29 protein-coding genes and 1 tRNA gene are annotated in these 24,797 nt (G+C 49.1%); 11 read left to right on the plus strand and 19 right to left on the minus strand.

Going from position 1 to position 24,797, the window contains the following annotated elements; genetic code table 11:
- Positions 1–43: 43 nt before the first annotated feature.
- Positions 44–556 carry a dihydrofolate reductase gene (locus H6786_03245; protein ID MCB9816388.1) on the plus strand — a complete coding sequence of 171 codons (513 nt, stop codon included), beginning with the start codon at positions 44–46 and terminating at the stop codon, positions 554–556.
- On the opposite strand, the gene H6786_03250 is transcribed toward H6786_03245, so the two are convergent.
- The 11 genes from H6786_03250 to H6786_03300 all read right to left on the minus strand — a co-directional run bounded on the left by H6786_03250 (position 535) and on the right by H6786_03300 (position 10,372).
- Entirely contained in the window at positions 535–1,245 is a 711-nt protein-coding gene (locus H6786_03250; protein ID MCB9816389.1) for a coenzyme F420-0:L-glutamate ligase, read from the minus strand. The genes H6786_03245 and H6786_03250 overlap by 22 nt on opposite strands.
- Positions 1,246–1,322: 77 nt before the next feature.
- Positions 1,323–1,748, minus strand: a complete 426-nt coding sequence (gene rplK, locus H6786_03255) for a 50S ribosomal protein L11 (protein ID MCB9816390.1) — start codon at positions 1,746–1,748, stop codon at positions 1,323–1,325.
- A gap of 126 nt (positions 1,749–1,874) precedes the next feature.
- On the minus strand, positions 1,875–2,420 hold the full coding sequence (nusG, locus tag H6786_03260; GenBank protein ID MCB9816391.1) for a transcription termination/antitermination factor NusG: 546 nt from the start codon (positions 2,418–2,420) through the stop codon (positions 1,875–1,877).
- Between the two features lie 7 nt (positions 2,421–2,427).
- Positions 2,428–2,610: a preprotein translocase subunit SecE gene (gene secE / locus H6786_03265; protein MCB9816392.1), complete on the minus strand. Its 183-nt coding sequence runs from the start codon at positions 2,608–2,610 to the stop codon at positions 2,428–2,430.
- 128 nt (positions 2,611–2,738) lie between these two features.
- On the minus strand, positions 2,739–3,533 hold the full coding sequence (locus H6786_03270; protein ID MCB9816393.1) for an SIMPL domain-containing protein: 795 nt from the start codon (positions 3,531–3,533) through the stop codon (positions 2,739–2,741).
- A gap of 11 nt (positions 3,534–3,544) precedes the next feature.
- Entirely contained in the window at positions 3,545–4,489 is a 945-nt protein-coding gene (locus H6786_03275) for a matrixin family metalloprotease (GenBank protein MCB9816394.1), read from the minus strand.
- A 206-nt stretch (positions 4,490–4,695) separates the two neighbouring features.
- Positions 4,696–5,079, minus strand: a complete 384-nt coding sequence (locus H6786_03280) for a pyridoxamine 5'-phosphate oxidase family protein (protein ID MCB9816395.1) — start codon at positions 5,077–5,079, stop codon at positions 4,696–4,698.
- 149 nt (positions 5,080–5,228) lie between these two features.
- Positions 5,229–6,923 (minus strand): ribonucleoside-diphosphate reductase subunit alpha, encoded by a 1,695-nt coding sequence (locus H6786_03285; protein ID MCB9816396.1) that lies wholly within the window; start codon positions 6,921–6,923, stop codon positions 5,229–5,231.
- Positions 6,924–6,973: 50 nt separating this feature from the next.
- Positions 6,974–8,287 carry a ribonucleotide-diphosphate reductase subunit beta gene (locus H6786_03290; protein MCB9816397.1) on the minus strand — a complete coding sequence of 438 codons (1,314 nt, stop codon included), beginning with the start codon at positions 8,285–8,287 and terminating at the stop codon, positions 6,974–6,976.
- A 505-nt stretch (positions 8,288–8,792) separates the two neighbouring features.
- Positions 8,793–9,185: a large-conductance mechanosensitive channel protein MscL gene (gene mscL / locus H6786_03295; protein MCB9816398.1), complete on the minus strand. Its 393-nt coding sequence runs from the start codon at positions 9,183–9,185 to the stop codon at positions 8,793–8,795.
- Positions 9,186–9,232: 47 nt separating this feature from the next.
- On the minus strand, positions 9,233–10,372 hold the full coding sequence (locus tag H6786_03300; GenBank protein MCB9816399.1) for a YibE/F family protein: 1,140 nt from the start codon (positions 10,370–10,372) through the stop codon (positions 9,233–9,235).
- Between the two features lie 194 nt (positions 10,373–10,566).
- Between H6786_03300 and H6786_03305 the strand changes: the two genes are divergently transcribed.
- Positions 10,567–10,638, plus strand: a tRNA-His gene (locus tag H6786_03305).
- A 229-nt stretch (positions 10,639–10,867) separates the two neighbouring features.
- On the opposite strand, the gene H6786_03310 is transcribed toward H6786_03305, so the two are convergent.
- Positions 10,868–11,485, minus strand: a complete 618-nt coding sequence (locus H6786_03310) for a DUF3800 domain-containing protein (GenBank protein MCB9816400.1) — start codon at positions 11,483–11,485, stop codon at positions 10,868–10,870.
- A gap of 314 nt (positions 11,486–11,799) precedes the next feature.
- Between H6786_03310 and H6786_03315 the strand changes: the two genes are divergently transcribed.
- The 3 genes from H6786_03315 (at position 11,800) to H6786_03325 (ending at position 13,910) form a co-directional block, all read left to right on the plus strand.
- A complete protein-coding gene (locus H6786_03315) occupies positions 11,800–12,132 on the plus strand; it encodes a hypothetical protein (protein MCB9816401.1) in 333 nt (110 codons plus the stop codon).
- A 20-nt stretch (positions 12,133–12,152) separates the two neighbouring features.
- A complete protein-coding gene (locus H6786_03320; GenBank protein MCB9816402.1) occupies positions 12,153–12,503 on the plus strand; it encodes a hypothetical protein in 351 nt (116 codons plus the stop codon).
- 237 nt (positions 12,504–12,740) lie between these two features.
- Entirely contained in the window at positions 12,741–13,910 is a 1,170-nt protein-coding gene (locus H6786_03325; GenBank protein ID MCB9816403.1) for a hypothetical protein, read from the plus strand.
- Positions 13,911–13,968: 58 nt separating this feature from the next.
- Here H6786_03325 and H6786_03330 read toward each other — a convergent pair whose 3' ends face one another.
- Together H6786_03330 and H6786_03335 are read right to left on the minus strand one after the other, a co-directional pair.
- Entirely contained in the window at positions 13,969–14,682 is a 714-nt protein-coding gene (locus tag H6786_03330; protein MCB9816404.1) for a hypothetical protein, read from the minus strand.
- A 371-nt stretch (positions 14,683–15,053) separates the two neighbouring features.
- Positions 15,054–16,133: a metallophosphoesterase gene (locus tag H6786_03335; protein MCB9816405.1), complete on the minus strand. Its 1,080-nt coding sequence runs from the start codon at positions 16,131–16,133 to the stop codon at positions 15,054–15,056.
- A gap of 91 nt (positions 16,134–16,224) precedes the next feature.
- On the opposite strand from H6786_03335, the gene H6786_03340 reads away from it, so the two are divergent.
- The 4 genes from H6786_03340 (at position 16,225) to H6786_03355 (ending at position 18,092) form a co-directional block, all read left to right on the plus strand.
- Entirely contained in the window at positions 16,225–16,416 is a 192-nt protein-coding gene (locus tag H6786_03340; protein MCB9816406.1) for a hypothetical protein, read from the plus strand.
- Positions 16,413–16,736 carry a YbjQ family protein gene (locus H6786_03345; GenBank protein MCB9816407.1) on the plus strand — a complete coding sequence of 108 codons (324 nt, stop codon included), beginning with the start codon at positions 16,413–16,415 and terminating at the stop codon, positions 16,734–16,736. The genes H6786_03340 and H6786_03345 overlap by 4 nt, the downstream gene beginning before the upstream one ends.
- A gap of 94 nt (positions 16,737–16,830) precedes the next feature.
- Positions 16,831–17,289, plus strand: coding sequence for a hypothetical protein (locus H6786_03350; protein ID MCB9816408.1), 459 nt, complete (start codon positions 16,831–16,833; stop codon positions 17,287–17,289).
- A 47-nt stretch (positions 17,290–17,336) separates the two neighbouring features.
- On the plus strand, positions 17,337–18,092 hold the full coding sequence (locus H6786_03355; protein ID MCB9816409.1) for a hypothetical protein: 756 nt from the start codon (positions 17,337–17,339) through the stop codon (positions 18,090–18,092).
- Between the two features lie 41 nt (positions 18,093–18,133).
- Here H6786_03355 and H6786_03360 read toward each other — a convergent pair whose 3' ends face one another.
- Positions 18,134–18,805: a DUF305 domain-containing protein gene (locus tag H6786_03360; GenBank protein MCB9816410.1), complete on the minus strand. Its 672-nt coding sequence runs from the start codon at positions 18,803–18,805 to the stop codon at positions 18,134–18,136.
- Between the two features lie 53 nt (positions 18,806–18,858).
- Between H6786_03360 and H6786_03365 the strand changes: the two genes are divergently transcribed.
- Complete coding sequence (locus H6786_03365) at positions 18,859–20,250, plus strand: deoxyribodipyrimidine photo-lyase (protein MCB9816411.1); 1,392 nt, start codon at positions 18,859–18,861, stop codon at positions 20,248–20,250.
- Positions 20,251–20,289: 39 nt separating this feature from the next.
- Here the strand turns inward: H6786_03365 and H6786_03370 are convergent, their stop codons facing one another.
- On the minus strand, positions 20,290–21,759 hold the full coding sequence (locus H6786_03370; protein ID MCB9816412.1) for a PhoH family protein: 1,470 nt from the start codon (positions 21,757–21,759) through the stop codon (positions 20,290–20,292).
- A gap of 129 nt (positions 21,760–21,888) precedes the next feature.
- On the opposite strand from H6786_03370, the gene H6786_03375 reads away from it, so the two are divergent.
- Positions 21,889–22,332, plus strand: coding sequence for a pyridoxamine 5'-phosphate oxidase family protein (locus tag H6786_03375; protein MCB9816413.1), 444 nt, complete (start codon positions 21,889–21,891; stop codon positions 22,330–22,332).
- A 63-nt stretch (positions 22,333–22,395) separates the two neighbouring features.
- On the opposite strand, the gene H6786_03380 is transcribed toward H6786_03375, so the two are convergent.
- From H6786_03380 to H6786_03390, 3 genes are read right to left on the minus strand one after another with little or no spacing between them, the layout of a single operon-like run.
- Complete coding sequence (locus H6786_03380; GenBank protein MCB9816414.1) at positions 22,396–22,614, minus strand: hypothetical protein; 219 nt, start codon at positions 22,612–22,614, stop codon at positions 22,396–22,398.
- 18 nt (positions 22,615–22,632) lie between these two features.
- The gene (locus H6786_03385) at positions 22,633–23,289 is read right to left on the minus strand and encodes a ThiF family adenylyltransferase (protein ID MCB9816415.1); all 657 of its coding nucleotides are present in this window, start codon (positions 23,287–23,289) and stop codon (positions 22,633–22,635) included.
- Between the two features lie 2 nt (positions 23,290–23,291).
- A complete protein-coding gene (locus tag H6786_03390) occupies positions 23,292–24,716 on the minus strand; it encodes a hypothetical protein (GenBank protein ID MCB9816416.1) in 1,425 nt (474 codons plus the stop codon).
- Positions 24,717–24,797 lie beyond the last annotated feature (81 nt).

Consider the following 24,797-nt stretch of genomic DNA (forward strand, 5'->3'; position numbering starts at 1 on the left):
CGCGCTAAAAGACAAGCGTCCGCAGCTGTGTCATAATCACCCTATGCAAACCGCACCCATCGTGATCGTCTCCGGCATGAGCAAAAAAGATCGTGCTATTGGCTATCAAAATCAGCTCCTCTGGCATGTGCCCGCTGACCTCAAACGCTTCAAGACACTTACCATGGGCCACCCCATCATCATGGGTCGCAAGACCTTTGAGTCTATTCTTGAAATTCTCGGGAAACCACTACCTGGAAGAACAAACATTGTGATCACTCGTGACACTGACTATCATTACGAAGGAGCCAAAGTAGCCCACTCGCTCGAGGAAGCAATTGAGGTCGCTCAGTCCGAGAACCCAACCGAGATCCATATCGGTGGCGGCGCCCAGCTATATGAACAAGCCCTGCCACTAACATCGCGACTGCATATCACTTGGTACTTAGACGAAAAAGAAGGCGATGCCTTCTTCCCTGCTTTTGAGGACGAATTTGAGATCGATACCGAACACCCGGCACAAGAGTTTGAAGGAGTTGCGTACCAGTGGGTAGACTACGTCAGAAAGTCTTCGTAGAGCACGCGAAAGGTGTCTTCCGCAAATGGGCAAAATAACTGGTCGCGCTGATTCCCTTCTGCGAATCTAAGATCCGGCACTGCTCGCACAATTGCCACTGGCGTGCACTCATCGACTTCTCCCATCACCACGACTGCTGCAGCCGCAATACCATCGACGATATTCGAACGCTCCACTCGTATCTTACGTCCGAAGAGGTCTTCACGACCAATATGATCATGGAGCGGACTGACCCCCCAGAAGCCGATCGCAGCACCAACGGCGCCAAAGCGGCATGGTTCAGAACGTGAGTCGGTAATGATCACACCAATGTTCTTAAGATTGAAACGTTTCTTGAGATACGTATATACCGCCTCTGCGCTCACAAAGGGATCCTGAGGTAGCAGCGTATAGTAGCCATCACTATTGCTCTGATCCACTCCTGCACTTGAGACAAAGACATTATTGGTGATCGTGAGCGGCGCGTGCCAGTACGGACGAGGGATCATCACCTGCGCTTCGGCGGCAATGTGTGCCTCCTTATCAAACACTTCCTTTGCCACACAACGCCCTTCATTGATCGCAACCACTTTTGAAGAGACACAGACAACATCCCCTTCTTGGACATCAGTCAGGCTCTCATCAAGCACCGAAAACAGATCGTCCTTGGGTGGCTGGAGCACTCGCGTCTTGATACCAATAATTTGCATCCGGCAAGTATAGCGGGTTTTGGGAAAAGCAAAAGGCCGGCGCGAAGCGCCGGCCTTTTGCTTTTGAGAAGAGATGATTAATCAACCACCTTTACTCCCATTGAGTAACAAGTACCCTCTACCGTCTTCATTGCAGCTTCGATAGAAGCAGCGTTGAGGTCTGGCATCTTTTCCTCTGCCACCTCACGCACTTGCGCTTTGGTGATCGTACCAGCCTGAGAGACAGTGTTCTTTCCAGAACCGCTCTGCTTGCCGATCTTCTTAAGGATAAGGCGTGACATTGGTGATACCTTTACCACGAAATCAAAACTTCGATCGTCATAGACATTGATCACACAAGGGACCACTTCGCCCATACGCTCACGAGTTTGCTCATTGAACTGGTTTACGAATTCACCGATGTTGATACCCGCCTGACCAAGTACCGGACCAAGTGGTGGAGCTGGCGTAGCCTTTCCACCAATCGCCTGCACTTTTACCTGCTTGATTAGCTGTTTTGCCATTTTGTTTTTACGTTAAAACTTTTGGTAACGAGCATGTTCCATAACCACACTCATTTAGAAGCCCGCGTAGAATACAAGAGAAAAGCCCGTTTTGCAAGCAAAACGGGCTTTTCTCTGAAGTGTTAGTTACACTCGCTTAACCTGCAAAAAGTCTAATTCAACTGGCGTCTCGCGACCAAACATGCTCACGAGCACCTTCACCTTTCCACTTGCTTCATCAACCTCACCGACCTTCCCTTCCAGATCTTTAAATGGACCATCAGCGATCAGTACGAGGTCACCAATTGAAAGATCTACCTTATGTTTCACCGTATCACTTTCCATCTGGCGCATGAGTGAGTTGTACTCAGCTTCTGAGAGTGGCACTGGCTGGGTACCACTACCAACGAATCCGGTTACGCGAGGAGTGTTTCGAACCACGAACCACGATTCATCGTCTACGATCATGTCTACGAGTACGTATCCAGGGTAGATGCGCTCTTCTTCGGTCACTCGCTTCCCTCCCTTCACACGGATCTTCTTTTCGGTTGGCACCACCACGGCGAAGATCTTGTCGTTCATGTTGAGCGAATCAATACGCTGCTTGAGGTTACGCGCTACCGCATTCTCGTACCCAGAGTATGTGTGAATGGCGTACCAGTGACGCTCACCAGTGTTCTGTTGTTTAGCCATATGAAAACTAGTTAACAACCATCTTCACCAATTCTGAGAAGATGAAATCGAATGCGCCAGTAAAGAGTGACACTGCAACAGAGATGATGATCACCAAAATGGTGTACATCATTGCCTGGTGCTGAGTTGGCCACGATACCTGCTTGAGTTCAGCTGCGGTATTGCGAAAATATTGAATAAGTGAAGACATGTAAAGATGATTAATTTTGCCAAATTTAAAACCCCTCCCGGGGCTCTATTACGCATTATCATACTCCGAATGGAGAAAAAGTAAAGGGCCGGCAGCGAAGCTGCCGGCCCTTTACTTTTCACCCCAATTTACCGAACCTGGTACACCAAGGTCACCTGAGCAGTCGTAGTCTCTTCCCCAACCGGCATCTCAGCCCCACCAAAACCAGCCTCTTCCGCCATATCATCCATAGCCATTGCGCGTGACTGGTAGAACATCGGCGCATATCCACCATTCTCAGAGTAGCCAGACAATCGTACGATCTCTACCCCAAGCTGAGCCGCTAATACTTCTGCCTTTGCTTGCGCATCAGCAATAGCAAGTGCTCGTGCTTCTGCTTGGATCGCTTCTGGCTCATCGATTGTGAATCGTAAATCACTAATGTTAGTAGCTCCACGTTCACCAACACCAGCGATGAGCGCACCAGCCTTATCGGTCTGACGAACTCTAACTGTTACTGACTGAGTCGCCTCATACCCATCTTCTACGCGCTCACCTGGAGGACAATATGATCCAACTGGACACAAACGTTCTTCATAGCGCCAGCGAGGGTACAAATTGTAGTTTTGTACCTTAACATCCTTATCCTCAATTTCTTGCTCCCGCAGGTAAGCCAAAATATCATTGATTTTTGTACCAGAAATTTCTTGTGCTTCAGCAGCTGTCTCTCCTTGAGCAGTGACTGAAAAAGTAAACTGGCCAAGATCTGGCTTCGCTTCAACCTCACCCTCACCCATCACCTGAATAGTAGCCGGGGCTGGATTCAAGAAATCAACTTTTGCAAAGTTCAGTATTGCATACGAAAACAATGCAAGCACTGCCATAAGCAACACAAGCATACCTAATACACGAGTATGCATTGCGTTAAAAAAACCATCGTTCATACAGATAAAATTTAAAATGCTGCTAACTTCTCCCTGATCACTCGCCGCACTGATTGGCCAAACGATTCTTCATACCCACATACTGTATAGTATGCTGCCAGATCATCTGCCGACAAGGTCGGTGTCGAGCTATTTTCTTCAAGTAAATAGTACATGAGGGATGACTCTCCTTCAACATGATCGATACCAAGTGCATGGCCAAATTCATGTGCCAACACCGTCACCAGCTCAGCTTCTGATGAGAACTTGTAGATGTTTATTTCATCAAGCTGATAGTCTCCTTGCGTGAATTCTCGCTCAAATCCGAATTGCTGATTGTACCGAGCAACGCCCTGATTGTACGAAGAGACAAGCTGATTCCCTCGTTCACTAAGCTCATTGATACGATTTGCAAGTGAGTTTAGTTCGGTTGCAGTGGTAGACAACTGATCAGCAGATTTACTTAATGCAACACGTTCCTCCTCAAGCGTCTCGAATACCTCTGGCGGCGCTCCCCCACGATCGTTATACTTCGTTACTTCAGCATTGTAACGAGCCAGGCGCGACTCATACTCAGCCGCTCGATTCTCGTAATTTTTCTTTAGCGACTCATATTCAGACTGTAGCTGTGCGACGGTCGCCAAGACCTCATCATTCTTCTCCCGTTGTGCATCGAGCGCTGCTCGTTGTGCCGCTTCTGAATCAGCTGCCGCCTGTCGCTCATCAAATACAAAGTTTACCGGAAAGGCCGCACTAGGATCATACTGGAACAAGTCTCGCCCTACCGCTTCTTCCCACACAGCTTCGGCAGCAGCTATCTGCGTCAAAGCAGCTTCTTCAGACAACTCAAACGATGGATCGAGTGTCCCCAGTCGATAGGAAAGCGGCACCGGGCACACTGCCGCTGCTGACTGATACCAGTACACCCCCACACCAAAGAAGACGATCAGGAGTGCGATGAAAAATTGGACACGCATAGGTTACCTACATAATCATATCAAAAGCAGAAATACAAACGGCGCCCAGCGGGGACTGCGTAGTCGCGATACGTAGTCCCTGGTGGGCGCCGCTATGCGAGCGTGAAGCTCGTTATAGAAACATGTTCGCAAGAGCGTAGCTCTTACGTGCTCACATTGTACCTTATTTTGCATCCAACAAGGAAAAAGCTGTGCACAACTGCATGCTACCCCAAGATATTTTCAGTATTGGCTCCTGGCGCCACATCGTACACCTCAGTCAAAGTCACTCGGATCAACCCGTGCAAGGTTCGATCAGGAAAGCGCTCTTTCATTTGAATGATCGCTGCTTCATAGGCTGGCCCATGTGTTTCATACGTTGCAATCCCCTTCAGTTGCACGCCAACAAAATCTCGCCAACAGGCGACTGCTACCGCTTCGTCGGTCTGCACATTTTCTTTGGTCTTGTGCATAAAAAAATCATACAGAAACAATTCATTTCCGATCAGCTGCCACACCGAGACGGGCACCACATTGATCCCGTGCGGACCAGTAGTCGCCAACACCATCGACTGCGCCCCCATGATCACTTCTTGGAGTTTTTTCTTCATTAGATACATTGTATTAAATGAGTAAATGAGCGCAAGCGACTATTACGAATTTAGTTCTCAATTCGCCCCTTCCCTAGGGCGAATTGCTAGAACATACGAATCCAACGCAAAACACGGCGGCCCTTCGGGCCGCCGTGTTTACATCATACTTACTTCTCCAAATTCTCTCGATCTTTCTCTGCCAACTTCTTGCGCGCCATCTGCTGTGCCGCGTTCATTGAGTGTTGGTAGTACAAACTCTTTACACCTTGCTTCCACGCCTTGATGTAGAGTTGATTGATATCCTTGGCTGGAATGTCTGGTGGCACCATCACGTTGAGTGACTGCCCTTGGTCGATGTACTGCTGTCGATCCCCTGCCTGATCAATGATCTTACCCTGGTGGATTTCAGGGAACGTACGGTACACCGCCTTCTCTTCCTCGCTCAAGAAATCAAGATGCTGCACTGATCCGTCATTGTCGCGGATACTATCCCAGACGTGCTTCACGTCCTGCTCCTTTTCTGCGAGCAACTTCTGGAGGTTTGGATTTTTGATCGTTACCTTCATCTTCGCTACGTCCTTCACGTAGCAGTTAGACCAGATCGGTTCGATTCCCTGTGATACCTGTCCGAGAATAAATGCAGAAGAAGTCGTCGGTGCGATCGCCAAGAGAGTCGTATTGCGACGTCCGTATCCCTTGAGGATCTCTGGCTCACCAAGCTCTTTTGCAAGTTCCTTAGTAGCTGCTTCTGCTTTTTCAAACATAAGCTTGAAGACTTCTTTGTTGAGTTCAGCTGCCTCATCACTCTCAAACGGCAAGTTCTTTGCCTGGAGGAGTGAGTGGTACCCAAGTACCCCGAGTCCAAGCGCGCGGTTTGCTTTTGCAAAGGCGTGCGCGCGTGACATGAATTCAAACGCTCGTCGCTTCTCCGGATCCTCACTATCACGCATCGCCTCAAGCTTCAAAATAAAGTCTTCCATTACTGCATCAAGGAACGCGATCATGGTCTCAATCAGATCAGTATCTTTCCAATCGTGGTAGTGCAGCAAGTTGACTGACGAGAGACAGCACACGAATGACCAATCTTCCTTGCTTGGGAGCATGATCTCGCTACACATGTTTGAGGCGTAGATCTTGAGGTCTTTATCTTTATATACTTCCGGCCGCACCTTGTTGGCGTTGTCGGTATACATGATGTATGGATACCCCATTTCACCACGACGCTGAATGATACGAGCCCAGATCTTGCGCTTGTCCTCATCGCCGTCGATCATTTCTTCCATCCACTTGTCCCCTACCGTGACCCCGTGGGTGAGTTTCTGGATCGGATTACCTTCGGTACCAATATCAAGGAACTCCATAATATCTGGATGTTCAGCTGGCAAGTACGGCGAGAAGTGCCCACGGCGTACTGAACCTTGACTCACCACGTCCACGAGTGTCTCGAAGAGCTGCATGAAGTGTACTGAACCAGACGAGTGGCCATTGCCACCAGAGATACCAGCACCACGCTCGCGCACTGCACCGAAGTACCCAGAACAACCGCCACCAAACTTACTCATCATGCCCACCTCAGCATTGGTAAAGAGGATGCTACCCATATTGTCGTCGACGTATGAACCGAAACAACTGATCGGCAGACCTTTATCAATACCGAAGTTAGACCACACTGGCGATGCGAGTGAGATCCATCCCTTCGACATATATTCGTAGAATTTGTCCGCAAAACCTTTGCGTCCAAGAATCTCTTCAGCTTTGTCAGCGATCACCTTGATGCGATCCTCTGCCGTTTGGCCTTCGGCTAAATATCCTCGGGCTAAAAACGCGCGACTATTTTCGTTCAGCCAGTACCAGGGTTCCATAGATGTACAGAAAATTTATTCGTTACTAAAGTTGCGACAGTATACAAGACCTAGAAGAGGTCATCACTAGTGACACTCGCTGATCGTTTGTTGTAATTGATCGAACGCTTGTGGAAGAAGTCGACATGCTTGGTTGCGATCACTTCGTTGTCGAACCAGTCAGTCTCATCGAGCAGCGCCTCGCTTACCTCGAAGATGCGTGGCAAACCAATCGCAACCAATGAATTATTGAGACGATTCTTCACAAACTCCTTTACATTTGCAGCAGGCATAAAGTCGAGTTCGCCTTGTTCGAAGATCCAGTCAATAATCGCTTCCTCTGCTTCATATGCGTCTTCACATGCCTTGATCAGGGTCTTGGTGCACTTTTCATCAAACCATTCTGGATGCTCCTTCTTGATGATATTGATCACATCAATTCCAAAGAGACCATGAATTTGCTCTTCCTTTGAGGTTGCTTCCACTGCGTTACTGATACCCTTGAACAAGTTCTTGTGCTTGTTGAAGCTCATCATGATGAGGAACTGTGAGAAAAGCGATACATGCTCAACAAACAGTGCAAAGAGCAGGATCGCATGAGCATATTCCCGGTTTTCACTATTCTTTGAGAGCTCGATCACCTTTTCCAAGTAATCCATTCGATTCTGAATGACTGGAATGTCTTTGATCTTCTTGAACTCATCGTTGAGACCAAGGATCTCCAAGAGGTGTGAGTAGGCATCGGTGTGACGAACCTCAGACTCTGCGAAGGTAGCACCAACTGCACCGATCTCTGGCTTTGGCAGCTTCTTGTAGATATCGCCCCAGAAGGTCTTCACAGCAACCTCGATCTGCGCAATCGCAAGCATAGAATTGCGGATGGCATTTTGTTCTGCCGGAGTGACATTCACATGAAAATCTTGGATATCGGAGGTGAAATTGAATTCAGTGTGAAGCCAGTAAGAGTGCCGAATGGCATCTACGTATTCGTACAGCTCAGGATATTCATACGGCTTGAGGTTTTGCCGCTTGGCAAAAATATCCCGTTCGCGCATTTTTTTGCGCTCGTTACGGTAAATGATGTATGCCTTAGCAGTATCATAGTAATCCTTTTCCATCAGGGCCTGTTCAACCAGATCCTGGATCTCTTCCACAGCAGGATTACCATCGATACACTTCTTGGCGAGTGGGTCATCGGGTGCGGCAGTACCAGCCTGCACACACATCGCGACTACTTTTTGATGGGCCAACTCCGCGACATCTTTAGCAGCGTCTCGATTCCCTTCCCCGGTCTCTGCCAGGGCCTTAGCTATCGCATTTTCAATTTTTACGATATCAAAAGGTTGGATCGAGCCGTCACGCTTTCGGATATTTTGGATCTCCATAGCAAATCTTAACTAATTTCGTGTTGGTTACGAGTAATCACTTTTTCGGATGATTGCGGACAGGCATAATTGGTGGAAGACAACACCAGTCGGTATGTACCAACTGATCAATTAGGTCCACGCGCAATCAAGGTCGCGACAAACACACCGCCATGTATTTTTATGGCTCATGAACTCTTCTTGGCTTAAGAGGAGTCGGTGTGTCTTACCTCCGACACACGATACTTCGTGTGGTTACCCCATCTTACCACCCTATACGTTTTTCATCAGAGACTGACACACCGATAAATAAGGGTATTTTCGCGGTTGCGCGCTAGAATCTGTGGATAACTAGTGCACAGCAAAAATAGAAATTATGAATACACTTTTGCCAATATATACAGGCGATTTATTTTGTTTCACATTCATGAGTTTTCTTGACAATACGTTTGTAGATACCATTTTTTACAAGGGAAATGTAAAACCGGCGGGCCCGAAGGGCCACCAGTTTCTCAACGAAGAGCATTTATCGCTTCAAACTATCGCGGATCTCACGAAGTAGCTTCACCTCTTCAGACGGTTCCGCTGGCTTCTCTGGTTCTGGTGCCTTTTCTTCTTCCATAGCACCCTGTGCCTTATTAATAGCCTTCACCACAACAAAGATCGCAAGTGCGATGATGATAAAATCAACTACAGACTGAATGAATGCTCCGTACGCAACGGTCGCATCCCCCACCATAACTGACATGCCAGAGAAGTCCTTGCCTCCAAGGAGCACTCCAACAAGCGGCATAATGATACTGTCGACAAGTGCAGACACGATCTTGCCAAATGCAGCACCAATAACGACTGCAACAGCTAGATCGACCACATTGCCCTTCATGGCAAAAGCCTTGAATTCATTAATAAATCCCTTCATACGTATTTACCTTACGTTACTAAATATATAAAAGTATAGCTCAGTTTTTAGTGACTGTGACCATGTCCGTGTGCGCAGGGCGATGTTTCGGGCTCTTCGTCAACTTTATGCTTGCTGAAGTACCAGGCAGCTACTGCGGTAGTAGCAGGCACTGCAAGCATCAAACCAATACTACCTACCAAAATGCGCACGATCTCAGCCGCCACCACTTCTTGATTGACCGAAAGCAGAAGTGAACTCTCAGCGCGCACATACAATAGTATGAGTGGCAGTGACACCCCAACATACGCCAGCGCGAGCGTATTTACGAGCGATCCAATATGATCACGACCAACGGTGATCGCCCGCTGATATAGATCACTGAACTGAAATGCTGGATTAGCGTGTTTCAACTGTTCAACCACTGACGCCTGCGTGATCGACACATCATCAAGGACACCCAAGATACCGATGATGATGCTCCCAAGAAGCAATCCGGCGAGATCAAGTGAACCATTAGTGGCGAAGTTTAAGTACACCGATGCATCTGAACCAAAACCAGACAAGCGCATGGTCGTGGTAGAGAGCCACGCAATGAGACACGTGACCACCACCGCACTAAATGTACCCACAAACGCAATGATCGAGCGTGGTGTAAAGCCATGTGTCCCGAAAAGCACCAGCGCGAGAATGCCGCCGGCAATGACCACGCTCGCGAGCACAGGATCGTACCCTGCCAAAAGCGCTGGCATAAGCAGGAAGAAGATCGCAAAGATGCTCGCTGCGAGCGATAGCAGCGCTCGCACTCCCTGCCACCGCGCCAAGACAAGCAGCAAAATCACAAACAAACCAGCCAAAATTGCCAAGACTGGCCGCCGTTCAAAGTCTGCGTAGGTAATATACTCATCACCGGAAATGGTCACGGTACGATTCACAAAGATATGATCCCCGGCTTCAAGCGGCACAAACTCATGCTCAAAACGCACCACTTCCCCAGCTCGTTCACCTTCACGCAGTACTGCACGTACTTCCTGGACGGTTGCAAATGCATCCGTACCCGTGATCTCACGTTCATGCTCACTGACGATCTCAAGCACATCTGCTCGCACCTGTTCTTTGAAATCTTGATGCACTTCCTGTGCATCAGCACCAAACGGCAGCCACAGGAAAAGTAGTATGCACCATTTAGAAAATGAGTTTTGCCACATAAAAACCAACTCCGGCGCCAAGCACGAAGGTGAAAAAGAGGGTTACTAGCAATGATGGCTGATCCATACTGAGTAGTATACCCGAGGTACTATAACGAGCCCTCGACTTTTGCCGAAAAAATAGGTATAAATACTGCCACCACGGCCGGCGGCGAGTGGGAGCCTCCGCTCTCCGCCGCCGGCCTCGGCACCTGGCGGCTATAGTATAACGGTTAGTGCATCGGTTTGTGGTACCGAAAGTTCGGGTTCGATTCCCGGTAGCCGCCCAGCATTTTGAAGATTATTTTACAGAGCTTTTCTGGATACCCTACTGAGAGGATCGAACTAGGTTAAACATAGTCTACTCCCTGCTTAGGTATTCCTATTTTAAGAAAAGCTGGTATAGTGTAATTAATGACGTAAATCTTGTGTGGAGCTCAATGCGAGTAAGTGTCGTTGTTCCGGCATCGAAACATGAGGTGTCATGAAGAAAGCCCTACGGGGCTTTTCTTCGTTCTACTGTCCAAAATTCTTTCTAGGGAACTTCACTGACGTAGCAATGTTTATACTTTTATACAAATTTGTTTTCCCGTATTTGTATCTTTGGAAAATTGTATTTGCATAAAAATCTGCCAACTGTATAAGCCTAATTTGTTTCGAATCATTATAGCTAAGATGTTGCAATTTGAACGGATACTGCTCTTTCTCTATTCTAAGTCTAAGGTAGTTTTGTAAATTATGCTGTGTTGTAACCTTAACTGTTCTGTCATCAAAAAATATGCAAATATCTTCGGTATTACCATTGAAAATCTCCTCAAACAAAAAACCACACATGTAGTTAAATAATGTGTTTTTGTCTTCAAAAAGACCTCTTTTCCATATCTGTTCCTTGTCTAACACCAGATAGTGAACTTTATGGTCGTTTGTTTTAGTGAGCGTGTTTAGGAACACTTGCCTCTCTGGGAAAGACAACTTTGATGCCTTTATTTCTTCTAAAGAATTATTTTTCAGATATTCCTTTAGGAAATTTTTTATCCTATTTTTTCCAGTCACCTCAACGGCTGAAATAACAAAGTATCTGTTTTTACTTTGGGGACCCAGATCACCAGATTCATCTACATAGAATGTTCTCACCACCAGATAATAATCTTATGGGTGAGATAAATCAAACCTTGTGAATTCAGGAATAAAGATAGTCGTATCGTTCTTGGTCTCAAACACAGTTCGAACGTCCTCTACGACGTCGCCCATCATAAAATCTCTTTTATTTTCAATGCTTTTTATTTGTGCCTACTGTCAGTAGTGGAACCAAGTATTTACAAATAGAAATTTTCTTATATTGTTCAACCAGCTTTCGGTCGCATTTGACCAAACAAGTTCAACGAAATCTGGGGGTGAGCAAAATGCCAACCGTACTCCTGCAATACCATGACCGTAAAGAGGTCGGTATGAAAATATTACTCGATACACTTGCAGAGAACCTGCCGAGGATTGTAGCAGAACAAATGAACATTCCCGGCCGTGAGCTGCACGACGGCGGCGTGAGTGAGCAAGAGATACTCTTTGACGCTCAACCGTACTCAAAGTACGCCCGTAACACAAACGGGTTGCAAATCACTGTGCGTGCCCATCGTTTTGAAGAGCGCTTGGCTCGTATCGACGAGATGGCTGAGGCGATCAAAGAAGGTGTTGTTAAGTTCCTGCGCAGGCGTAGAATCGAACACACACTCAAGATCGCTGTAGAGGTCGATCTGGTCGATATGGGATACGCAACCACCTAAACCCTGAAGGAGGCAATAAGATGCCCGTGATCAAAGTATGGTGTCTTCCTGAATCGGAAGAAGCAAAGCTCAACGAGCTCCATCAGGGTATCGTGCGTGCAGTCGCGAGTGTACCCGAGATTGGCGTGAGTGATGAGAAAGACATCACCTGCCTCTTCCCCACTGACATGATGAAATACGGGCTTGGCACCGAGATCATTGTGGAGGTCACTGGCCTCTACGACAAACCCGAGCGTACCGAAGAAGTCCGCAATCAGCTCGCAGCCCGTATCGGCGAAGCGGTACACTCTCAGTACCCCGATACGGAACTGGTGGAATGCTTCGTGTCCCCATTCAATCCAGCACAGGGATTTTGGTCTTCGAGACAGTAGATCAGCCCTGCGTGACTAATAGCCACCCTTTTCGTTTCTGTGAAAGGGTGGCTTTTTTTATTTCATAATAATCCGAGCCTCCTCCAACTACCCCACTGTCATCTCCTCAAACTTCGACCTCTCAAAGAAAACGGGAGGATATCAGATCGAAGTTGCCTGACTCGATCTTCAGAGCGCCATTTGGCGCTCTTGTTTTTACAAAAAGACACTAATGTACTATTGTTTTGAAACACAGCAATGAAAGTCGTTTACGCAAATCAAACCCCACCGGAGTCGTGGTCATCAGCCATCTTCTTGGCTGGACCAACACCACGAGCAGAGACTACCGTGCCTTCATGGCGCCCAGATGCATTGCAGTATCTTGAGCACCTTGGCTACGATGGCGTGGTGTTTGTCCCCGAAGATGAGAACGGAACCTGGCAGCATGATTACATCGACCAGATCGAATGGGAAGAAATGTGCCTACACTTTTCTGATGTCATCCTCTTCTGGATACCGCGTGATCTAGCTGAGATGCCTGCCTTCACCACCAACGATGAGTGGGGGTTCTGGAAAGCGAAGGACCCAATGAAGCTGGTACTTGGCACCCCTCCCAACGCACCGAAGGTTCGGTATCAACGCTACTACGCCGATAAACTACACATCCCGACCCACGACACCCTGCAAGCCACTTGTGCTGCGGCGATCAAAAAGCTCGGCGACACGAGTAACACCACTCGCCAAACTGGTGAACGATCTGTACCACTACACATTTGGCGCACGCCATCATTCGAGAGTTGGTACATGAATCTGATCGACGTCGGGAATCGGCTCGATGACGCAAAGGTTGAGTGGGTCTTCCGCACGAACAACGAAATACCAGTGCTCTTTTTCTGGATCCTCACCGTCGATATCTACATCAGTACTGAAGACCGTCACAAGACCTGCGAAGTGGTGATCGCCCGCCCCGATATATCGACCATACTATTATACGAACGACGCACTCCGATTCGCGACAGTCGCATAGTGGTCGTGAAAGAATTTCGCAGCCCGGTTTCTAATGGTGCAGGTTATGTGCTCGAACTGCCAGGTGGCTCTTCGTGGAAAGCAGAACAAGATCCACTTGAGATCGCTATCGAAGAATGTCATGAGGAAGTAGGACTACACCTACCTCCCGACCGTTTCGTCACCCACCAAACACGGCAGATAGCCGCAACCGCCCTGGCCCACCGAGCACATCTATTCAGTGCTGAGTTGTCACCAGCTGAGATGGAGGAAGTTGCCAAGAACGCCCATGTGGTACGCGGAGTTGCAGCAGACACTGAATACACCCGTGCGATCGTCATGACCTACGGCGAACTACTTGATAGTACCAATGTTGACTGGTCGATGCTTGGTATGGTCGCTTCTGTTTTTTACTTAAAATGATCGTCTTCTAAAAAAGCCCACAGCTGAAAAGCTGTGGGGCATTTTACTTGTTGAACATCTAGGGTACGAACTGCATCGAAACCCGGAAGGCACGATTGCTCTGTCGCGTGACGCTCGGATCATCCGGATCAAATACCTCGCGAGCACAGATCTCGAAGACCGCTGCCATATCGTCATGTGACTGCTCATTCTCCCGTGCACGCAGCCGGCGGCGATATGCCGGATCGAGGAACTTCCGCAGATCGTCTTTTGCGATCAGATCGATCCGGATTGTCTTGAAGTCTCCTTCTCGTGCCAGCGTGATACACGCGTATGATTCCTTGTGAATAACCGGCAACTGATGCATTCGGCGCAAGTGACCTTCAGCCGTCAGGGTCGAACAGTTGTCGACCACTTTTTTGCCGAGTGTTCGTTGCTGTACATCAAGCGCAAGATCGATGAACGTATCATCTGCGTTGTCGGTGCTTGAGCACTTCGCGGCAGCTGCAACAGCTTTCGCAAGGATCGGGTTCGGAAACACCTGAGCGATCGGTCGTGATGCCACGACAGTCCGAGGTTTCATGAGCACTCGCCCGTCGTCGGTTGGTTCGAAGTAGTTCGAGACCATCAAGACGACGTCCGTCATGTCACCATTCTTGAATTTTTTCCTGTCTCGGAAATACAACAAGAGAATTGGTACCAAGACCATCAGCGCCGAAGGTACGGACTTGGCGACACTCAACAGCAGCTCCCGCACAAATTCAATACTCAGCAGACCTTCAAACAAACTCATACAGCCTCCTTTTGGCTTTATGGTGAGTCACAAAAAACTGATGCAAGAATAACACGAAAATGTTATACGTCAATACTCTTCCAACCAAGCCTTTACTGAAGGGATCGAGGAGACATAACCAAAAACCACCGCTTACGCGGTGATTTTCTAACGTTCAAGTAATTTCGATCAGCTGACAGCTGAGCATACTCAGGACCACTGATGAAAGAGGCGTACCGCAGCAATACGTATGATGCAAGCTAGATATTGTGATTGGTATCGTGTACCTAAAGTAGCAACGATTGCATATAATGCTTGCTTGGTGCTGCGGGCAGGTCTGCCTCACCCCTGCTCACTTGTTACTACTCTTCACTCGCAAAAATATTTCATCACTATTCCGCCGGCACCAAGTTCAGCACCGTTACCTGATTCCTTGAGCCAAGCCGCATTGGCGGACCCCAGGTCCCGGTGCCGGGTGTGACATGGAGCGACTTTCCTTCCTCGGTGTTGAGGCCATTGATATATGGAAATGCGAGCTTCACAAGCAAGGTAAACGGCCAGATCTGGCCATTGTGCGTGTGCCCAGAGAGCATCAGCCCGACACCCTTCTGCCTCGCTACTGCCCAGTCTGCTGGTGAGTGATACATGAGAATAGTCGGCATGCCTAGCGCAAGCTCGAGCGAGTCGAGTACCTCGGCGAGCGATGTACCGCGGAGGCTCTGACGGTCATTCACTCCGATGAGCTGGATGCCTTGCCAGTCGATCTTCTCATTTGCGAGCAAAGTGAGGTCAAGCGGTGCGACTGTGTCGGCCACTAGCTTCAGCCCTTCGTACTCTTCGTGATTACCATTAGAAAAATAGCTTGGCGCCTCAAGGTCGTTTAGTGGCTCGAGGATACTCGTATCGATCGGCGCCGAGCCGTCAAAGAGATCTCCCGTGATCAGCACCAAGTCTGACTTCGCGGCATTGGTCGCTTCAACCACGCGGCGCAAGTACTCACTCTGGTGCACCGTCCCCACATGGATATCGGCGAGATGCACGATGCGTACCGGCTGCTCGAGATGCTCCACTGCCACGGTGTATTCCTTGGTCGTGAGCGCGTGTCCGGCAAAAAGCGCATGGACCGACGCACCTGCGACCAACACCACCAAACCGATCACCACTCCCCGCGACTCAAAGCCGGTCACCATGTACTGGAGCTGATACACCAGCATCGTCGAAAACAGCAAGAACACCACCCCGAGCCACGTCGCCGCGGCGAAGTATAAGTAGTCGGCCCAGAGCCCGCCGATGGTCCGCACCGCTGCACTCGCAAGCAGGTACGACGACGCCAACAGCCCCAACCACACCGGCCAGTATGGTAGCGTCAGTCCAAACACCCTCGACAGCGGCACCCACGCGATCACGTGCATCAGGAACATCACCGCCCACACGATACTGATAAAGATGATGAAGGAAAATATGCCGGTCATGATAGTAGTATACGCAGTGTTACCAAAGTTGAATACATAAATTTGTCAGACTAAACCTTCCTTCTTCCTTAACCAGGTATATAATGAACTCATGTTTCGGATCATTACAGGAGTCGCGGTCATGGCATTCGGACTATGGCTCATATATATGTATTCCGCGGGGATCTTTGCCACCCTCTATGGGTTGGTCATAACTGGCGTTGGCGTAGCGATCCTGCTGAACAAAAAAGAAGACGAGATCGAGAAAATTACCAAAGATACACATAACAATCAGCAACCATGAGCAATATCATTGTCACCACTTCCATCGACGTACCCGGGCGCGAGATCAGCGAAGTATTAGGGGTCGCAAAGGGTAACACTGTTCGCGCACGAAACATCGGCCGTGATATTGGCGCCGGCCTTAAGAGTATCGTCGGCGGCGAAGTGAAGACTTATACCGAAATGACCACCGCTGCACGTGACGAGGCATACAATCGCATGGTCAATCACGCAATCGAGATGGGTGCCGATGCGATCATCGCCATGCAATTCTCAACTTCCATGGTCATGGCCGGCGCAGCTGAAATGCTTGCGTATGGCACCGCAGTGAAACTTAAGTAAGATTATGATTTAAAACGGGGCGCTCCCTTTGGGAGCGCCCCGTTTTAAATCACACACATTGCCAGCGTCATTCAGTACGGTATAGTGCAATCATATGAACAGCAAGAAAATTGGCATCATTCTGTTTGTGTTAGTGGTACTCATTATCATTATTTTCATGACCACCAACAAGCAGACCTCCGAGGCGCCAGCCGTGACCGATAACACATCTCCGGCACCTGCAGAACAAAGCGACCAAGGTGAACTATCATTCATCGAATCACTCACCAACATTGGTACTGATATCAGCTTCGTACACGTAGTGCCTGGCGAATACAGTGAGGTGTACTTACTCATTCGCGGCGGCACCCCGGGAGAGACCAAACTTGTGACCCTCGAAGGTCCAGGAATGGTTAGCGACAACGATCAGATGGCCACTTTCGATGAGAATGGTGAAGCTCGTTATACTTGGCGGATCAATCGCTACGGTGAATACAGTGCGTACGAAGACCACTACAACCCAGTCACTGAAGAAGATGAACCTGAATTTATTCGATCAGTAGTGGTCAACTAGAATTCTAGTTACTAAACCGAGTCAGGAAACATGACATAATAAGCATCATGAGACAACGATTCTCGTCACTCTACTTTAAGCAAGGCTCTATTCCACCAGCCCTCCTTACCGCCTCAGCACTAGTGGGGTTACTCACTATATTGAGTATAAATATCCTCCCCATCGAAACAACCCCAACAGCTGAAATGCGCATCGAGCCAAGAGAAAAAATCCTACTTAAGGGGGACACTTTTACTGTCAATATTGTTGTGGAATCTTCAGAACCAACCAACGTCTTTGCTGGAGAAGTTCATTTTGATCCTGAAATTCTGTACATCAAAGGCATTGACTATAACACCTCCATCGCAGATCTTTGGGCAGAGCTACCTTGGTACAGCAACGGTGACGGTACGCTGAAGTTTGCTGGCGGCACCACAAGAGCCGGCGGTTTCTCTGGCTCAGACACACTCATCACCATCGAGTTTGAAACGTTGCGCGAAGGAGATGGGATCATATCCATCCACACACCACGCGTCTTGCGTCATGACGGACTCGGCACCGATATAGAGCTAGCCCAGTCACGAGACGCCCTCTTCACCGTTGCAGAAACGATGCCTAACCTCATCACAGAAAAAAGTGAGGAATCAACATACCGAGTAGCAGAATCAGCTCCTTCTACCGACCTCAACGGTGACGGCAAACAATCCTTAGCTGACATCAGCATTTTCATGCTCCACATCACTAGTGATGATCCGCAGTATGATTTCAATCTAGACGGTGACGTGACCATTAAGGATCTTAATATTCTCCTTGATGCAGAATAGTGCAAGAAAAAGAAAAAGCCGCTTGATAAGCGGCTTTCTCTTTATAGATTCCGCAACATAATACGCATCTCATTGATCTCCTCTGACTGAGTCTTAATGATATTCGCAGCCAGGTTCTTGATCTCGTCATGTTCGATGTGCGGCTCGACACTGCGTGCCATCATGATCGCTCCCATATGGTGCATGATCATATCGCTGAGGAACGCACGATCGATCGCTTCCCCACTCAAGCCTTCGAGCTCACGCATCATCTCGTGATACGAACCATTATCCTGATACGCTTCACCGTACCAGTTTTGGTACCACTCCTTCATCTCAGCGATCTCTCGCTCCTGCGCCACGATAATATTTTCTACCAACGCTTTGATCTCTGGTGTGGTGGCGCCCCGTGCGAGCACTTCCTTCGCCGTATCCACCGCTTCCTGATGATGTGGGATCATACCAGCGAGAAACTCTTTTTCTGAACTCACCGTCATGTCCATCATGCCCATATGCATAGAATGATCAACCTCATCATTCCAAGCACCCATCATACCCATGCCACCGTACTCCCAATCATCTGCTTCAAGGTCACGGCGATCGTCGGATCGACCATACTTCTCATGCCCATACCGGTCACCATCATGCCAATCGGCAGCTTGACCCACACAGTAGCCAAAAATACCACCCACCAACAGTGCGATGATGCCGATCAAAATTGTGTCTTTTTTCATGCTTTCTAGTACGCAGAATTGAGCAAAACCTTGCAGCTGCTATACTGCAATTCATGACCAAACCATACGCCCGATCACTCTTCATCTTCCGTCGCGACCTGCGCCTTGAGGACAATCTCGGACTGCTGGCCCTGCTCGAACAAAGTAAGGAGGTTATTCCGGCGTTCATCTTCGACCCACGCCAGATCGACACCACGCAAAACGAATACTTCAGTGCCAATGCGTTTCAGTTTCTGCACCGCTCTCTGCTCGAGCTTGAAGCAGCCCTCCAAGCGCGCGGATTGAAGCTGTATGTCTTTCATGGTGATCCGGCTGAAGTGGTCGAAAGCCTGATCACGAGCGACGGCGTACGGGCGGTCTTTGTGAATAAAGACTACACACCGTTTGCGCGCACCCGCGACAAGCAAATCGCCGATATCTGCGAAACACACGACGTGGTGTTTGAGCGACATGACGACATCGCCCTTTCACCACTTGAGGAGATCCGCACCAATGAAGGAAAATTGTATTCGGTATTCACACCGTTTATGAAAAAAGCCATGACGTATGAGGTAGCCAAGCCGCGGAAAAATAATTTTGATAATTATTTTTCCGCGGCTTTAGAGACACACACGCGTAACCTCAATGACTTCGCACCCAAAGAACCAAACGATCAACTCCTCATCAAGGGCGGGCGCGCTGAAGCACTTGAGCTGCTACGCGGCGGCTATCTCCCGCAGTACAAAGACCGGCGCAACCTCCTCGCTGAAGACGGAACCTCCAAGCTATCGGTACATCATAAGTTTGGCACTCTTTCGATCCGCGAAACGTTCCACCACGCAATCGAACACGCAGGGGCCCACAGCCAGTTTATCTCCGAGCTCTACTGGCGCGACTTCTACTACTACATCGCCTACCATTTCCCGATCGTCTTCAAAAGATCATTTCTGCCCTGGGCCAACAACCTCAAGTGGATCAATGACAAAGCACAGTTTGAAAAATGGTGTGCCGGCCAAACCGGCGTGCCCATGGTCGATGCCGCCATGCGCGAACTCAATACCACCGGTTGGATGCACAACCGCTCCCGTATGATCGTCGCATCGTACCTCACGAAAAATCTCCTTATCGATTGGCACTGGGGTGAGAAGTACTTTGCGCAAACGCTCGTCGACTACGACCCGGCACAAAATAACGGCGGTTGGCAGTGGAGTGCCTCAACGGGTGCCGATCCGAGACCGCTGCGTATCTTCAATCCATACACCCAAGCAACCAAGTACGATGCTAATGCTGCGTACATATACAAATGGATTCCCGAACTACAGGACGTCCCCACCACCAAACTCACCGATGGTAAAACCCAAGACTTCAGCACGCTCGCGCCCGACTACCCTGCTCCCCTAGTAGATCAAAAAGAAAGCTATCACCGCGCCCTGGCGGCGTACAAAGCAGCAAAACAAACAAACTAAAAAAAGCCGTGGTATACCACGGCCTTTCGTAAGGAACACTCAGAAACGTTCCACGAAGTCTGCCACTGCTGACCGCTCACTACCCTGCAAGATAACGTGCGCACCAAGCGGACTCGGCATGAAACGATTCGCCCACACGGACAGCCCATTGTCTGTTTCGGTCAGGTACTTCGCATCGATCTGCTTCACATTCCCGAGGACGACTATCTTAGACCCAAAGCCGACCCGCGAGATCAGAGTCCGCATGTCTTTTGGGGTTAGATTCTGGCCCTCATCAAGAATGATATACCGCTTGAACAGGGTCCGACCACGCATGAACGAGGTCGACTTCAGATCAATGCGGCTACGCAACATCTCCATACTAGCACCTTTCATACCGGTTGCATGGAGTCCATCCGCACACTTATCATCCTCCCATTCATGCGTGATAACTTCTAAGTTATCGGTTACCGCACCCATCCATGGTTGCATCTTCTCTGCTTCAGTACCAGGCAAGAAGCCAATATCCTCTCCAGACGGCACAGTGGCACGGGTCGCGATCATCCGAGTGTAGATCCGCTCATTAAAGATCTGTTCAAGACCGCAGACTAGAGCAATGAGGGTCTTGCCCGAACCGGCAATCCCGTTGAGAAACACCACTGGCAAATGCGGATCAAGACACAAGTGCATGGCGTATGCCTGATGCATGTTTCTTGGGTGAATACCGAAGGCTTCGCGACGCTGACGTTGCCAATCCGGGATCTGCAACACTGTCGCTCTCGTACCACTCGTTTCCAGCACACGATAGAGTTTCCCTGATTCGAACTCCTCTCCAATGACCAGTCCCTGATTGGGATACCAGCTTCCTACCAGTTCATGCTCAAACGTAGTGACAGATCCATAACGGCTATCCTGTTGCGACTCCGCAAACTGTACTTCTGACCAAAAACCTTCTGGCAAGTGTTGCATACCAGTGGTCGCAAGGACGTCGATATCCTCAAGCGATACTGCTTCATTTCGATAGTCCTGTACCTCGATACCTAACATACGCGCTTTGTTACGCAAACTTATATCCTTGGTGACCAAGATGACAGGTCGAGGACCGCCACCACGCCCATTTCCTCGCCGATCTTTCTCAGCCAATGCGTAGCGCAAGATCGAGTTGTCATATTTGTCATCATCAAAGACAAACGGTAACTCGATCTTTCTTGCCTCTTCCGTCTGTAGGTACAATTGTCCAGTTGCGCCATACTTCTCGGTCAACTCACACAGACCATCAAGTTGGATCTGAGCCACTAGACCTTCATGATTGGCAGCACCGTTGTAGTTTTGCATCAGTCCATCAAGATTTCGAATGGCTTGCCGCGTATTACGATTCTTTTCGAGCACGCCACTCTTGTGATTATCAAGCTCTTCCGACACCTTGAGCGGAATCGCCACAATGTGGCGACCAAACTTGAGTAGTGCATCTGGGTCATGCATGAGCACGTTGGTGTCGAGGATATACTGCTTCTGTTGTTTGTGTCCCATAGGACCTCCTGTAATAGAACATTCGTACTGCCCACAGCATACTGACCAATGGGCGTTCCGCAACTACACAAACCGTCAGATGTTTGCTGTTATACTTTACATATTTATTCATCTAATCATTCATTATCCATGAATCAAGCACAACTTCGCCAAACGATCATCGACTTCCTCAACCAACACCGTAAGGCAGTCTTCTCAATTCTTGATGAAAAGGGTCTTCCGACCACGTCCCTCATGCTCTATGTGATCGACGATGAGCTCAATGTCTTCTTCGGTACTCGCAAAGCATTTTCAAAATATCAGCACATTATCGATAATCCAGTCGTATCACTTTCGGTGATCGAAGAAGTGGTTGACCCACTGAAGGTCGTCGACATTCGCGGTGACGTTACACAACTTTCGCCAGAAGACCAAGAAAAGGTACACTCGTTTTTCAAAGAGAAGAATCCAGCGAAGTACTACGTCGAAGGAGCCGAAGATTTTGTCATGTTCAAACTCACGCCTCATTTCGTACGCTGGCTCGATGCCGCCAGTGGTGAACTATCGATCGTTGATCTGAGTGAGATCAGATAACATACAGACACAAAAAAACCGGAGCGTTTGCTCCGGTTTACTTCTGTTTAGGAACTTGAGGAATCAGGAACCCTGCGGACGTTCCGTCAGGGTAAGAACCGCGTCGGGCGGAACGTGTGCATCCAGCGACACCTCCTTACCGTTCATGGTGACCTTCATGTTGTTCGGGTCACGACCAGCCGCTTGCAGCACCGCTGCTACCGATGCGCCGGAGTCTTCGACCGACACGACTTTCTCACTACTCTCCCCGGCACGGGGATGAACTTTCACGATCACTTTCACTACACTTCACCTCTCTGGTTACAGTTTAACCACCTCGAACGTGTCAGACTTCAGCGGCCGACACGTGACTTTTTGGCCAGTTTGCCAATACCGCGCTACCGTCGATGCAACACACGCTGCAACGTGCAGTGACGCAAAGATCACACCATGGAATCCGCAAGTCTGCGGTGCCGCCTTATCTTCGGGCGGTAATGAACGCTCGTACTCCTCACGGTCTCTTCCATTTTTAGGATTCACCGCGTAGACCTCAGCATACGCAGCCGAGGTACGCGTGTCAACGAGCAGATCGTGTGAGAACCTCTGCTGCAGCAGTTGCTTCCAGATCAACTTGCGTGCAGGGATCGTATCCACCGAAGCAATGACGGTGACCCCTTTCGGCAGTGGACCACCTGAGTACATCTCAGGCACCACTTTGATCTCGACGCCTGCCAACTCCCTGACTCGCTCTCGCAACACTTCCACCTTTAGGCGGGCAGTGTCGGCACCGGTGTAGAGTGACATCGATCCATTGTGTGACGCGACCGTGTCACCGTCGATGACCGTGATGTCGCTGACACCCATTTTCGCGAGGGCCAAAGTGACCCAACTACCTATCGCACCAGCCCCGATCACAACCACCGGCCGTGCCAGGCGTGGATCGAACAGGTTCATTTGATGAGCGAAGTTTTCTGCCATTGTCACTCCTTTATTTCCAGCAATCCAAGTTGCACATCGCCTTCGTATCCTACAAAGACCCCCTCAAGATCATGAACCTGCTTCGAATCATCTCCGAACACAGGCCATTCTTCGATCTTCGCGTCAGCCAATGATTCATCATAGCCATTCTGCAGCCAATCAAGGATAAGGCAAATGAGATCTTCGTCTTGCCCAGAGGTCAGCAACTCATCAACTTCATTTGTGACGTTGCCGAAGCAGACCGAACCGGAGGCACCGATGTGCGGATGCGGAACGAGCGTCGGATGCGGCAAACACTTGGACCAAACGTGCACCTTCTGATACCGACTGATCCGAATGATGAACCGACCGAGATATCGCTCTACCCCTGCAGCATCCTGCACGACCACGTCTTTGGTATGCACATGCAAATACGTACTATCGGGGTGCTCAAGGTAGTCGATCAAAGGGTGTGTGCGGAGCACTTCCCAACCCTCCAATGCTGACTGATCAACAACCTCAAAAATGCCTTTGCTTTTCTGCGCCAGCATCAACCGACGTTCGAGCAACAGTTCAGCAATAATGCGTCGATAATTGGCGATCCGCTCATCGACCCGCTTGACCTTGGCGTCCACATTATCGTGCAACCTTTGGATCATGCTCACGAGGTACTGTCCGTACTCTTCTGCGGTCTCAAGGCGTTTAGTCAGCAACTCGACCTTGTCTCGTGCGGTAAAAACTCGCCAGGCATATCCAAGCGCTACGGCAAACAAATCGGTGCCATTAGCTGCAAGCAGATGCAGAGAGTCATCATCGACCGGCACGAATAGATACAACGTTGTACCGACCACCTGACCGATCCGCTGATTAAAGCGGTCGTGCACAACCAATCCATATCCGTGAGCAACTCCCGGTACAGCCACTTCGTGTCCTGACGGTTGTAGGCGCACATCATCAACGTGGGTTGCAACGAATTCCTGATTTTCACCAGGTGGCACTGCGCCCAAAACGATATGCACGGTGTCAGAATCATTGTACGGATACTGCACTGAACCATGCGAACACAGATGTAGGTGCACGTGCTTACCCGAAACAAATGCCAATTTCAGTAGCGTATCTTGCATCGCTTCCAAGATCGGTTCGTACGTCATTCGCTTGAATTCTGATCCGTGATCGATAGCTGTCTCGACATGTGGTGCATCGCCCTGGTCAAAGAAATACGCCTCGCGATCTGTCGAGATCAATCTATTATCGACACGTTCACGCACCAATAACCGAGCCACCACTTCTGGACTACATTCGAGCAGTCCATTCAGAGTTTCACTATCGAGGTCAAGCGGATATCCCTTGATCGAGAATCCATTGATGTACACGATCGTAAGTGGTACCGGCAATCCTTCAAATGCCGACCCCACCCAGAACTGTTCTGGGATAAAGATCTTCTTCATATTTTGATTCCTCACTATCAAAGTTCAAAGGTTCAAATTCGAGTGTGAAAATACTTCATAAAACGCACTATGTCAATATCA

Source organism: Candidatus Nomurabacteria bacterium (genome assembly GCA_020632075.1).
Taxonomy (GTDB): Bacteria; Patescibacteriota; Minisyncoccia; order Phycocordibacterales; family UBA918; genus OLB19.